The organism is Stenotrophomonas sp. P5_A8, from assembly GCF_056400545.1.
In genome coordinates, this window is sequence record NZ_JBFULB010000110.1 from 1 (window position 1) to 11,804 (window position 11,804).

At 68.0% G+C, this 11,804-nt stretch carries 11 protein-coding genes and 1 pseudogene; 7 read left to right on the forward strand and 5 right to left on the reverse strand.

All coding sequences use genetic code 11. The annotated features are described in order from the left end of the window. Positions 1-51: 51 nt before the first annotated feature. The 5 genes from AC1DQP_RS09795 (at position 52) to AC1DQP_RS09815 (ending at position 6,349) form a co-directional block, all read left to right on the forward strand. The gene (locus AC1DQP_RS09795) at positions 52-687 is read left to right on the forward strand and encodes a decarboxylase (protein ID WP_478051498.1); all 636 of its coding nucleotides are present in this window, start codon (positions 52-54) and stop codon (positions 685-687) included. A gap of 118 nt (positions 688-805) precedes the next feature. Continuing rightward, positions 806-1,591 carry a CDP-diacylglycerol diphosphatase gene (locus tag AC1DQP_RS09800; RefSeq protein WP_457319458.1) on the forward strand — a complete coding sequence of 262 codons (786 nt, stop codon included), beginning with the start codon at positions 806-808 and terminating at the stop codon, positions 1,589-1,591. 69 nt (positions 1,592-1,660) lie between these two features. Continuing rightward, positions 1,661-2,554, forward strand: coding sequence for a hypothetical protein (locus AC1DQP_RS09805; RefSeq protein ID WP_457319454.1), 894 nt, complete (start codon positions 1,661-1,663; stop codon positions 2,552-2,554). Between the two features lie 126 nt (positions 2,555-2,680). Next, positions 2,681-3,439 (forward strand): SapC family protein, encoded by a 759-nt coding sequence (locus AC1DQP_RS09810; protein WP_457319453.1) that lies wholly within the window; start codon positions 2,681-2,683, stop codon positions 3,437-3,439. Between the two features lie 180 nt (positions 3,440-3,619). After that, positions 3,620-6,349 (forward strand): TonB-dependent receptor, encoded by a 2,730-nt coding sequence (locus AC1DQP_RS09815; RefSeq protein WP_478051499.1) that lies wholly within the window; start codon positions 3,620-3,622, stop codon positions 6,347-6,349. 62 nt (positions 6,350-6,411) lie between these two features. On the opposite strand, the gene AC1DQP_RS09820 is transcribed toward AC1DQP_RS09815, so the two are convergent. Together AC1DQP_RS09820 and AC1DQP_RS09825 are read right to left on the reverse strand one after the other, a co-directional pair. Next, positions 6,412-7,068 (reverse strand): LysE family translocator, encoded by a 657-nt coding sequence (locus AC1DQP_RS09820; protein ID WP_478051500.1) that lies wholly within the window; start codon positions 7,066-7,068, stop codon positions 6,412-6,414. A 78-nt stretch (positions 7,069-7,146) separates the two neighbouring features. Further along, a complete protein-coding gene (locus tag AC1DQP_RS09825; protein WP_478051501.1) occupies positions 7,147-7,959 on the reverse strand; it encodes a helix-turn-helix domain-containing protein in 813 nt (270 codons plus the stop codon). Positions 7,960-8,116: 157 nt separating this feature from the next. On the opposite strand from AC1DQP_RS09825, the gene AC1DQP_RS09830 reads away from it, so the two are divergent. Then, positions 8,117-8,572: an N-acetyltransferase family protein gene (locus AC1DQP_RS09830; protein WP_478051502.1), complete on the forward strand. Its 456-nt coding sequence runs from the start codon at positions 8,117-8,119 to the stop codon at positions 8,570-8,572. Positions 8,573-8,811: 239 nt separating this feature from the next. After that, entirely contained in the window at positions 8,812-9,225 is a 414-nt protein-coding gene (locus AC1DQP_RS09835; protein ID WP_457319122.1) for a hypothetical protein, read from the forward strand. A gap of 12 nt (positions 9,226-9,237) precedes the next feature. On the opposite strand, the gene AC1DQP_RS09840 is transcribed toward AC1DQP_RS09835, so the two are convergent. The 3 genes and pseudogenes from AC1DQP_RS09840 to AC1DQP_RS09850 all read right to left on the reverse strand — a co-directional run. Then, the gene (locus AC1DQP_RS09840) at positions 9,238-9,411 is read right to left on the reverse strand and encodes a hypothetical protein (protein ID WP_457319123.1); all 174 of its coding nucleotides are present in this window, start codon (positions 9,409-9,411) and stop codon (positions 9,238-9,240) included. Positions 9,412-9,662: 251 nt separating this feature from the next. After that, positions 9,663-10,301 carry a DUF2968 domain-containing protein gene (locus AC1DQP_RS09845; RefSeq protein ID WP_457319129.1) on the reverse strand — a complete coding sequence of 213 codons (639 nt, stop codon included), beginning with the start codon at positions 10,299-10,301 and terminating at the stop codon, positions 9,663-9,665. Positions 10,302-10,485: 184 nt separating this feature from the next. Then, positions 10,486-11,804 (reverse strand): annotated as a pseudogene (locus AC1DQP_RS09850) (TadG family pilus assembly protein); the annotation flags it as partial.

The window sequence follows — 11,804 nt, forward strand, 5'->3', positions numbered from 1 at the left end:
CGGCAATGACGCCCTCCCGGCCGCCGCACGCGCCAACGACGGAAGAAAACGATGTACGACGGGATGTTCAGGGGCCGGCTGGTCATGCTGCTGGGAACCTGCCTGCTGGCTGCTTCGGCGGCGGCTGCCGAACCTGCCGGCCCGGTGGTGGGCGGCTGGCGCAACCTGCACTCGGCCAATGGCGCCGATCCCGCACGGCGCGACGTTCCTTTCGCAGTATTGCCGGAGGCGGTGACCAAGGGCGCGCGTTTTGCGATCCTGGACCGCGAAGCCGGGCGCACGGTGTGCTGCCTGGTGGTGGAAAGCGATCGTCTGGATGCCATCGCCCTGGAAACCCGCTATCGCCTGCCCGGGGTGTGGATCGCCGATCTCACCGGTGGTGAGGAATACAACCGCCGCCGCGGCGAGCCGCACATCTACGAAATGAAGCGCGAGGGCGACCTGGTCGGCCACGTCTACAGCGACGATCCAGCCGCTTACAGCGACATGGGCGGGCTGCTGCTGCCCGCCGATGCCGGCATGGACGCCGCCGGCGTGCTGACGCTGGGCGCGGACCGTTACCGCCTGCAGTTCAAGTCGCTGCCCTTCGCCGATGAGAACGGTGCGCTGGACCGCTATACGCTGCAGCCCGCCGCGGCCGCGGCCGCGCCGGCGTTGGTAGTGGAAGTGCCCTTCAGCACCTACTGAGCGCCGCCGGCCGCCACGTGCGGCCAAAGCGTAGCGTGCCGGCTCGGTTACCATGCGTGCCGAGCCCGCCATGCCGGAACGGGCAAGTCCGTGCCCGTCCGTGTCCAACCTTCGCCCGATGCTGTTGTCGCTGTGCCTGTTGCTGGTCGCCTGTGCCACGCAGCCCACCGTCGTGCCGGTGGCTCCGGCCAAGCCGCCCCCGAACCCGGACGCGCTGTGGGGCCTGATCCAGCGCGACTGCGTGGGGACGGGCACGCCGCGCGGTGATTGCCTGGCGGTGGACGCGGCTCCCGGCCGGCGCGATGTGCTGTTCAAGGACGCCCACGGGCGCTACCAGTTCCTGCTGATGCCGCTGGACAAGGTCAGTGGTATCGAGAGCCCCGCGCTGCTGCACACCGATGCGCCCAACTATTTCGCCAGTGCATGGGCGGCACGCTGGCGTACCGAACAGGCGCTGGGCCAGCCACTGCCGCGCGAGGTGGCCAGCCTGGCGCTCAATTCGCCGCATGGCCGCTCGCAGCACCAGCTGCACATCCACATCGACTGCCTGCGCACCGACGTGCTGGCGCAACTGCGGCGCATGGACGCTGGCATCGGCACGCACTGGCAGCGCCTGCCCGCACCGCTGCGCGGCCACGTCTACCAGGCCCGGCGCGTGCGCGGCGAAGTGCTTGCCGTCGACCCGATCCAGCTGCTGGCCCATGAGCTGGCCGGCGTGCACGATCTCGGCCACTGGTCGCTGGTGGTGAGCGGCGCACGCGAGCGCGATGGCACGCCCGGCTTCCTGCTGCTGGCGACCCGCCTCGATCCGGCCACCGGCAACGAGGCCAGTGGCGAAGAATTGCAGGACCATGCGTGTGCTGCGGTCACCGGCGCCGACGGCCCGCTCGACGGGGTGCGCTGAGCGGCGTCTTCGCTGGGCTAGAATCGCCGCTCTGTCGACAGGCGCTTTGTGGCGCGCAGGAAGCGAACCATGCCGGAGAAGTTTGAATCGATGCGTCACCGCGCCGCTGCCGCGCTCGGCCTGCTGCTGCTGGCCGACGTCGCCGGCGCCGCCGCGCCCGTGCACGACCGTGCCGGCAACCGCCTGGAGGCGCTGATCGAACAGCCTGGCCGCGCCACCGCGGGTAGCGATGATGGCACTGCCTCGCCGCGTTTCTGCACGGAGGACCGGCAATGGTGCGTGCGTACGCGGCGCGACGGCGATCCGTCGGCGGCGCAGCTGGAGGTGGAGCATCGTCCCGCTGGCGAAACCGAACCGAGGCTTCGCTACATTCCGATGCCGGATCCGGACGCCCGGGCGAGTGAGCGGCCATGGCCCTTCATCGTGCGCATGGCACCCCGGATCGGTGCTCCCCAGGTGCCCTCGGACCCGCAGCAGGCCGCGTTGGAGAATGTGCTGGTCGGCGTGGTGAGCGAGGCCAGTGCCGGCTATTCCGGCGGCGGGTCGGATGCTGGGAAGCTGCGGCTGAGCCGGCTCTACCACCAGCAGGACGGTATCCAGATCGACCCGGACGTGCTGATGGTGCCGGCTGACGGCCATGCGATGATCCGCGCCTGCTTCGGCCAGGCCGATGAAGCGCGTCGCGCCGGCGCCTGCCACGACGAGTACAGCTTCAGCATGACGCTGACCCTGGATCCGGCCGGGCAGGGCATGCCCGTGCTGCGCTACCGGACCACCGCCACCCGGTTTCCGGCGGGCGCTTCACGGTTCCAGGATGCCTCGACCAAGGGGCCGCTGCGCAAGCGCGACCTGCGGATCCAGACCGATCCGACCTGCTCCTACCAACGGACCTTCCGCTTCGTTGGCGGAGCGTATGTGCCGGATACGCCATTGCCCGGGTGCGAGGAGTTCACCGAACTGTAGGGCCGCGCACGCTGGCATGGCTTTCGGCAGGGCGCATATCGTCATGCAGCCACGTTATAGTGGCCAATCAATGCGGTGCCCGCTTTCGCGCCCGGGCTGTCTGGCGCGTCGTACCTGACCTATTCCATGACTGCTGAAACGACTACTCCGCCGGCACAGGCTTCCGGCCCGCTGTTCTACCGCCAGCCGCTGCCGCTGCAATCGGACAAGCACGCCAACTGGCGCCTGAAGCAGGGCACCGTGGCCTTCGCGGCCGAAACCAACGCCATTCCGGCGGTGGTCGGTGAGTTCGGCCTGGCCGCACAGCACTTCCCGATCCTGTTCACCGGCAGCGATGCCGCCCCGATCGTGGCCGTGGGCCTGGCCCGCAACAACCTGTTCATCGACGGCGAYAAGTGGGCCGAAGACACCTACGCACCGGCCTATGTGCGCCGCTATCCGTTCGTGTTCATGCAGGCAGAGCCGGAAGGCGACTACATGCTGGCCATCGATGCCGATGCCGAGCACGTCAACCAGGGCACCAGCGAAGAAGGCGAGCCGCTGTTCGCCGACGGCAAGGCGACCGAACTGGTCGACAGCGCCATGCGCTTCTGCGGTGATTTCACCCGTGAGCACGAGCTGACCCGCCAGTTCTCGGCCGCCATCAAGGCGCAGGACCTGCTGATCGAGCGCAGCATCGATGTCACCCTGAACACCGGTGAGCAGATGTCGGTCAACGGTTTCCACGTGGTCGACGTGGAAAAGCTGGCCAAGTTGCCCGACGACGTGGTGCTGGCCTGGCACCGCAACGGCTACCTTGCCCTGGTCCACCACCACCTGAGTTCGCTGGCCCGCTTCAATGCGCTGGTCCAGCGCCAGAGCCTGCAGAGCGCTGCCAAGGCCTGATTGCCGCAGCAACGTGGTGCAGAAAGAGACGGCGGCCGCAGGGCCGCCGTTTTCGTTATATGCATATCCCGGGCGGTCATTTCCCGGGCAGGTCCCCATTCAGCAGACTGGCCCGCCCTCCGGACCCCCTGCGGCAATGGCTTGCCCGCACCGGAGCGACTCTCCCAATCTGGAACCTGCATGTCTCTGCTCCGTCGTCCGTTGCGCCTGCGCCCCCTGGTCGTGTCCCTGTTGCCCCTGCTCGGAATCAGTCCGCTGGCGCTTGCCGCCGACGGCGCCGCCCCCACTGAACTGGAAGCGGTGAAGATCACCGGCTCGCGCATTCCGCGCGCCAGCGTGGAAGGGCCGTCGCCGGTCACCGTGATCACCCAGGAGCAGATCGAGGCGCAGGGCTACCGCAGTGCCTTCGAGGCGCTGAGCGCACTGACCGAAAACACCGGCAGCGTGCAGGGTGAGGATTTCGGCAACACCTTCACCCCGGCCGCCAACACCATCAACCTGCGCGGCCTTGGCCCCAACCGCACGCTGGTGCTGGTCAACGGCCGCCGGCAGTCCGACTACCCGCTGGCCTACGAAGGCTCGGTCAACGTGGTCAACCTGGCCAACATCCCCAGCGCGCTGATCGACCGCATCGAGGTGCTCACCGGCGGTGCGTCGGCGGTGTACGGCTCGGATGCGATTGCCGGCGTGGTCAACATCATCCTGAAGAAGTCCTACGAAGGTGTGGGCATCAACGTCAAGGCCGGCACCACCGAGCAGGGCGGCGGCGACAACCAGCGCCTGCAGGTGGTCGGCGGCAGCTCGACCGACCAGTGGGACGCGATCTTCGGCCTGGAGATCGCCAACCGCAAGGCGATCTACGGCTCGCAGCGCGACTTCATGGACTCGCTCACCGACGATCCGCGCGGCGTGACGCCGCTGGCCACGGCGGTGGCCTACCGTCGCAACGCCAGCACCGGCACCTACATCGATCCCGGCCTGGCGGGCTGCGATGCCAGTGCCGGGTTGTATGGCGGCAGCGTGTTCCGCGCGCAGAACCCGCGGCAGGGCGCGTACTGCGGCAGCAACGAGGCCGCGGCCACCTTCTGGACCGTGCAGACCGAGAAGCGCAACATCGATGCCTACAGCGCGCTGACCTGGCACCTCGACGACCGCCAGGAGCTGTTCGCCGACGTGGCCATCGGCACTGCGCGCATCTACAACAACACCCGCGCGCCCAGCTGGACCTCCTCGCGCAACTATTTCTACAACCAGAACAGCGGCCAGCTGGAAAGCTGGTATCGGCGTTTCGCGCCGGAAGAAATCGGTGGCGTGCAGCGCAATGCCAACCGGTTCCTGGAAACCTCATGGTCGTTCAACGTGGGCGCACGCGGCAGCCTGGGCGGCTCGGACTGGGACTACGAAGCGGCCTACAGCCGTTCGCGTTACGAAAACCGCACGCGCCGCCCGGTGCTGCTGGCCGGCATCAACGACTACCTGCTCGGGCCGAAGCTGGGCACCCGCAGCGGCGTGGACGTGTATGCCCCGGACCCGGCGCGGCTGTACCAGCCGTTGACCCCGAACGAATACGACGATTTGTCCACCACCCAGGAAAGCCGCAACGCCGCGTGGCTGCAGGCGGCCACCTTCAGCGTCAATGGCCAGCTGTTCGACCTGCCCGGCGGACGTGCCGCGCTGGCGGCGGTGCTGGAAGCAGGCAGCCAGGGTTACAACAACCGGCCGGACCCGCGCCTGGCCACTGGCGAGTTCTGGAACACCAGCGCCGGCATCCCGGCCGGCGGCGAGCGTGACCGCTATGCGGCCGGCGTGGAACTGCAGTTGCCGCTGCTGGAGCGCCTGACCGCTACCGTGGCCGGTCGTTACGACCAGTACCGCGCGGCCGGCGACCACATCGGCAAGGCTACCTGGAGTACCGGCCTGGAGTTCCGACCGTTCGACACCCTGCTGCTGCGCGCGAGCGCGGCGACCAGTTTCCGTGCGCCGGACATGAACTATGTCTTCGCCAGCGAAACCCGCGGTTACAACCCGGGCATGACCGACTACTGGCGCTGCCGCAGTGCCGGCCAGGCCTATGACGACTGCGACTACAGCGGCCTGTCCATCGACTACACCAGCGGTGCCAATCCGCAGCTGCAGCCGGAGACGGCCAAGTCCTACGGCGCGGGGTTTGTGTGGTCGCCCTCGCCGAATGTCGACTTCACCGCCGATTACTACGACATCCGCATCGACCAGGAAGTGACCAATCTGGATTCCTCGCGGATCCTGCGCGACGAAGCCGATTGCCGGCTTGGCCAGACCGTGGGCGGGGAAGCGCGCGACATCAACTCGGCACAGTGCCAGGACGCGCTGTCGCGGGTGATCCGCAACCCGGCCGACGCCGCGGTGCAGCCCAACCAGGTGGTGCGCGTGTTGATCAACCCGATCAACGCCGCGTCCGAGTCGGTGCGCGGCATCGACCTGAAGGCGAACACGCGCTGGGATGCCGGCCGATACGGCCAGTTCTCCGCGCGCCTGGCCTACTCGCTGGTGATCGATCACGAATACCGCCWGTTCGCCGAGGACGAGGCGACCGACCAGCGCAATTCGCTGGATTCCTACCAGTGGCGCAGCAAGGTCAACGGCAGCGTGACCTGGGCGATCAACGACTGGACCGCCACCCTGTACGGCATCCGCTACGGCTCGCTGCCCAAGACCGACGGCAGTGGTCGCATCGCGCCCTACATGACCTACAACGCCAGCGTGTACCGCAAGCTCAGCGACAACGCGAGCGTCGGCCTGATCGTCAACAACCTGCGCGACAGCCGTCCACCGGCAGACAGGAACGGCGGCGGCTGGCCGTTCTACCCGGTGGGCAACTACGATCCGTACGGTCGCCAGCTGTGGCTGGAGTTCGATTACCGGTTCCTGTGATCGAGGCCATGACGTAACCCCAGGAAAGGCCCGGCATCTGCCGGGCCTTTCTGCACGCAGGGTCAGCGCGGGTGCGCCAGCCATGGCCATCCCAGCGACACCAGGATCGACACCGACAGGGCGATCAGGACCACGCCGGTCGTCCGCTCCAGCCACGGCAGTGCGCGCGCGAACCGGCGCAGCACCGCCGGGTGCCCGATCACCGTAGCGACCAGCAGGTCCCACAGCAGCACGACGCTGAACATCCAGCCGGCATAGAACAGCTTTGCGCCGGTGCCGGTGGCCGGTCCCTGCAGCATCGCGGCGAGGGTGGCGTAGAACAACGCATTCTTCGGGTTCAACAGGGCCGAGAGCGCACCCAGTCCGGCGGCTTTCCACCAGCCGCCGGCAGAGGCGGTCGCGCCGGCCTGCGCCGTGCCACGCAACTGCACCAGCCCACTGCCGCCGGCATGTCGCAGAAACACCGCGCCCAGGTAGATCAGGAATGCGCAGCCCACCAGCTGCACCGCGATGAAGGCTGCGCTGTCGACGCGCAGGATGGCCAGGCCGGCGAACGCGGCACCGATGAACACGCCATTGCCCAGCGCGATGCCTGCGCAGGCACCGCTGGCCGTGCGCCAGCCGCGTGCGATGGCCGTGCGCGCGACCAGAAAAAAGTCCGGCCCGGGCGAGAGCAGGGCGAGGAAGTGCACGCTGGCGACAATCAGGAACTGTTCCATTCAATCCGGTACAGGCAGGCTACGGGCGGCCAGTGTGGTGTTCGCGGCCGGTCCGGTATTGAACGTAATTGCGCGTTCTCAGCGCCGATAGTGGCCGGGCGTGGTTGCCGCATGTGCCTTGAACACACGCTGGAAATGGCTCTGGTCGGCAAAGCCCAGGCCGTGGGCGACGCTGGCCATTGCTTCCCCGTCGCGCAGTTGCTGGCGCGCCTGCCGGATGCGCTGGTCCATCTGCCAGGCATGCGGGGTCAGGCCGGTGGCGCGGCGAAAGGCGCGGATCAGTTGATAGCGGCTCATGTGGACCGCGGTCGCCAGCTCGGCCAAGGGGGGCGTACGCGACAACTGCCCACGCAGCTGCGCCATCGCCGGCTGCAGGCGGTGATGCAGTGACGCCGCGTCGGACCCCAGAGCAACGGGCGTACCCGGTGGCTGCTCAAGATCGCCGACGAACGCGATCAGTGCGGCGTCCTTTTCTTCGACCGCCGCGTCGGAGAACAACAGGGTGTTGAGCGTGCAGTAGTCGCGATAGCGGCTACGGTCGTCCGAGACGTGGACCACCCCAAGGTGTCGGGTCGATGGCGGCGGCGATGATTCGTCGCGGAGACTGCCCAACCAGTCTGCATCGAGATGCAGCATCTGGTAACTCCAGGCATGGCCGGGCATCGGATTGCAGGCGTGCACACAGCCAGCGGGAACGGCGACCACGCTGCCCGCCTGCAGCACCCGGGAGCCACTGGACGCGCCGCTGAAGACGCTGCGCCCGGCATCCACCGCGCCGATGGAGAACGTGTCGTGGCTGTGTGGTCGATAGCAGGCGCGACTGTCGCAGGCGCGGCGGCTCTCGACATGGGGCAGTGACGGATCACGCCAGAATTCAGTGGTGGGACGCATGCGGGGTTCCGTGACGCGAGAGGGGCAGCCTGCTCAGGATGCCATGGCTGGCAGCGGCATCGCAGGCCCGCGCGCGGCGCATTGCGACAGTGAACCGGCTGGAACGCGTCATCTGCGCTATCGTCCGCGTTCGAATGACCCGCCAGGAGGCGCCAGCATGCCCATCACTTACCGCACCGCCGTCGCCGATGACGCTGCCCACTGCATCGACCTGCGCGGGCGCACCCGCGAGAACGCCTTCTCGGTCGCGCAGCTGGCCGCGTTGGGCATCACCGTGGAGAGCTGGGCGGACGGCATCGCGCAGGGTGCGTTCCCCGGCCACGTGGCCGAGGCCGATGGGCACATGGTCGGCTACTGCTTCGGCGATCGCGACACTGGCGAGATCATCGTGCTGGCGCTGCTGCCGGACTGGGAAGGCAAGGGCATCGGCAAGGCCTTGCTGGCACGAACGGTGGAGGACTTCCGCGGCTGGGGTTTCGAGCGCCTGTTCCTGGGGTGCGCGGCCGATCCGGCGGTGCGCTCGCACGGCTTCTATCGTCACCTGGGGTGGCGGCCGACCGGGGAAATCGATGATCTGGGCGATGAGGTGCTGGAGTACCGGGTCGCAGGGTGAGCGGCGCGATGTTCGACGTCGGGTAGTCCGCGTGTCGTGGTAGGTGCATGGCTTGCAGCGGATGGAATGCCACGTGGGTCGCGGTAGCTGCGGTGCGTGCGCAGGATGCTGGCGGCAGGTCAGGGAGACTGCCGATGCCATCGCGATCCACCGCACTACCGACGCTCTGTTTCTGGCTATGGGTGTCTGCCGTGACACCTGCTGGTGCAGCGACACCGGCGCCCACGCCCACGCCAGAGGTGCAGCAGATCCACAAATGCCGCGTCGATGGCGTGGCCACGTTCCAGCGCCATGCATGCGCCGCCGGCCAGGCCGAACAGGCGTGGGAGGTCGATGTGGTGCCAGCCGAACGCCGGCATGCGGCCCGGATCGAGGCGATCCGGCGCGAACTGCAGGCGCGCAAACGTGCACTGGACGCACAACGCGCACCGCCGCACCACCACCGCCATTCACGCACGCGGCACCGCGACGGTGCCGCGCCGAAGCGACGCGCGCGGGCACCGCCCGGCGCAGTCATCTCGCTGCATCATCGGCCGCAGGCCTGCGCAACTGCCCGACGCCAGCGCGAGACGGCGTATATCAGGGCGGGGATGAAACGCAGCTTCGCGCTGAGCCGGCGCATGGACGACCGCGTCTACCGCGCGTGCCGTTGAGCGGCCGCTTGCTCAGGGCGTGCGTTGCGCCGGCCGGGACATCAGGTAGTGCGCCAGCGCATCGAAGGCAGGCAGGGTCGTCGGATCATTGGCCGCGTTGCCTGCGATGGGGTGCGAGCCGAAGCGGGCAATCACCACCTTGGCGGCCGGGTCGGGCCAGGTCGCGAAGACCGGCGTTGAAGCCACCGCCGGCGAACGGCGTGCCGGTGGAATCGACCGTGTAGTAGGCGTCCTGCTCGGCGCCCAGGTGTTGCCAGATGCGCTCGGACAGCAGCGTGGAGACCGGCTTGCCGGTGCGCCGGGCGATGACCCAGCCGAGCGTGTCGGAACGGGCTGCATGGATAGGGTGTTGCAGGGGAAGGCGACGGACACGCGGGGAAACGCGGCAGTGGCGCGCGTTCGGGGCAGGCTCCCTGCGATGCAGGGAGCCGCCTGGCTTACGGGTTGCCGGTCTCGCCAGCCGGTGCCGGGGACACCGGGGCGCTGGCCTCCGGCGGCGGCAGCGACAGCTCCGGGTTGCCCTGCTGGGCCTGCAGTGCCTGGATGCGCTGGTTCAGGGCGTCCAACTGGCTGTGGGTGCTGCGCAGGTCGGTGCTGAGCGACACGGCCTGCTGCTTGGCCTGCTGGATCGAGCTGCTGACCTGCAGCGATTGCTGGCGCTGCAGATCGGCTTCCTGCTGCAGGCTGCGCAGGCGCTGTTCGTTGTAGGCGACCAGGTTTTCGGTGTAGCGCTTGCCGGCTTCGAGGCGGGTGGTGTCGATATACACCTGGGCCAGTTCCTCGGTCTGCTGCACGAAGGTGCGGTAGACCTTTTCGGCGTTGTCGACCGAGTCGGTCTTGATGACGCGCCAGAAATCCTTGTCGTGGAACAGCGCGGCGTAATACTGCAGCGTGGCGGTATTGAACAGCAGGCTCGCGCCGTAGCTGCCGTTGTAGGTGGTCCGCAGCTCGGTGAGCTGCTGCGAATCCATCAGCTGGCGCAGTTCGTCCACGCTGTTGCGCACCACCGGCGCGCTGCGCGCCGGTTCAGCGGGCTCACCCTTGGGCGCGCGCGCGGCCAGTGCCTGCGGCACCATGCTCAGCGACAGCAACACCAGACTGCCAGCCAGGATGGTCCGGCCGGTGGATACAACCCCTTTTCTCGCTCGCATCATCAGGCCGTCCAGAATGGCTCAATCGGTGAAAGTTCGTCTGTGAAATCCCAGTCCCCACAGAAGTCTAGCATGCAGCCCGTGCCGCGCCGACAGCGCTGCGCCAGGCTTAATAGACCAGCTGGGCCGGGTTGCACTGCACCGCCTGCAGGTGCACGTCGGTGCGTCCCAGTTCCAGGCCCAGCACCAACGCGAGGGTCTGGGTGAGGAGGGTACCGACGCCGTTGAGCAGCGGCTTGAGCAGGCCTTCCAGCACCGGCCGCAGCAGGGTGCACAGCAGGCCGCTGCAGGCCACCGCGTTGGTGCCCGGGTCGATGATGCTGCCKCTGCCCTGGTGGGCGTCGAGCATGCCGTTGGGCGCGGTTTGCAGGTAGGAGGCCAGGTTGCTCTTGAGGCAGTTGTTGTAGCTCAGCAACACGCTGACCAGGCCGCTGCAGCGGTTGATCGCCAGGCCACCGAGCAGCGTGCCGAGCAGACCGTCGAGCACCCCCAGGCCCTGTCCGGTCACCACCGCGCGATACCCGTCCCAGGCCGCGCCGTCTTTGTAGCAGGTGGTGAGACCCAGCGGTGGGCAGGCGTAGGGCACGCCCTTGGCGACCTGCCAGTCGCCGAAGGGCTCGATGCCCTGCGCAACCGAACCGTTGCGCAGCAGGGCGATGGTTTTGTCCACGTCATAGCGGGCATTGCCCGTATTGGCGGCCTTGAGAAACTGGTCGGCCAGCTGGGTGGCGGTATCGCCATTGCCCATGCCCTTGGCGGCCGGGTTGAGCATGCCGCTGAGCACGCGCAGCAACTCGCGCACCAGGTCGGTGACGGCATTGCCGATCTGCGCGCCGTTGATCCAGGTCGACCTGGTTTCGCCCGGCGACAGGGTCACGGTTTCATCATGGGTGAGGGCGTTGAGCTTGATCTGGTCGTTGATCAGCGGCGCGCCGAGCAGGGTGAGCAGTTGTTCGTTCTGCAGGCTGGCATCGCAGACATTGCGGGTGGAGAACCTGGCACTGTCGGCCACCTTGCCGACGCAGGCGCGCAGCACCGAGGATTCGACCCGGATGCTGGCGGTGACCGGCTGCGCGGCGCATTGCAGGCTGGTCAGGGTGCCCATTGCGTTGGTGACGTCGGCATATACGGGCAGGCGCAGGCGGATGCCGAGCAGGCCCAGCACCTTGCCGATGCCCAGCAGCAGATTGTTGCTGTCGATGTCCAGGTTGACCCGCACCTGCGCGTTGTAGGCGCGCGTGCCGACCCCGCCGATCGCGATCGACGGCGGCTCGATGATGGCGGCCTTGGCCTGGACCAGGCCGAGCACGTTGAGGTTGTTGACCGCTACGCCCTTGCCGCTGTTGGCGATGCTGATGCTGGTGGTGATCAGGTCCAGTGCGTTGACCTCGGCCTGCAGCGCGGCCGAGGCCGGGCCGTCCGGGGCGA

Coding starts and splice junctions, on each gene's coding strand:
- AC1DQP_RS09825 (WP_478051501.1), bottom strand. CDS start 7,959: ATGCGTCCCACCACTGAATTCTGGCGTGATCCGTCACTGCCCCATGTC.
- AC1DQP_RS09820 (WP_478051500.1), bottom strand. CDS start 7,068: ATGGAACAGTTCCTGATTGTCGCCAGCGTGCACTTCCTCGCCCTGCTC.
- AC1DQP_RS09805 (WP_457319454.1), top strand. CDS start 1,661: ATGCCGGAGAAGTTTGAATCGATGCGTCACCGCGCCGCTGCCGCGCTC.
- AC1DQP_RS09795 (WP_478051498.1), top strand. CDS start 52: ATGTACGACGGGATGTTCAGGGGCCGGCTGGTCATGCTGCTGGGAACC.
- AC1DQP_RS09845 (WP_457319129.1), bottom strand. CDS start 10,301: ATGGTGCCGCAGGCACTGGCCGCGCGCGCGCCCAAGGGTGAGCCCGCT.
- AC1DQP_RS09800 (WP_457319458.1), top strand. CDS start 806: ATGCTGTTGTCGCTGTGCCTGTTGCTGGTCGCCTGTGCCACGCAGCCC.
- AC1DQP_RS09830 (WP_478051502.1), top strand. CDS start 8,117: ATGCCCATCACTTACCGCACCGCCGTCGCCGATGACGCTGCCCACTGC.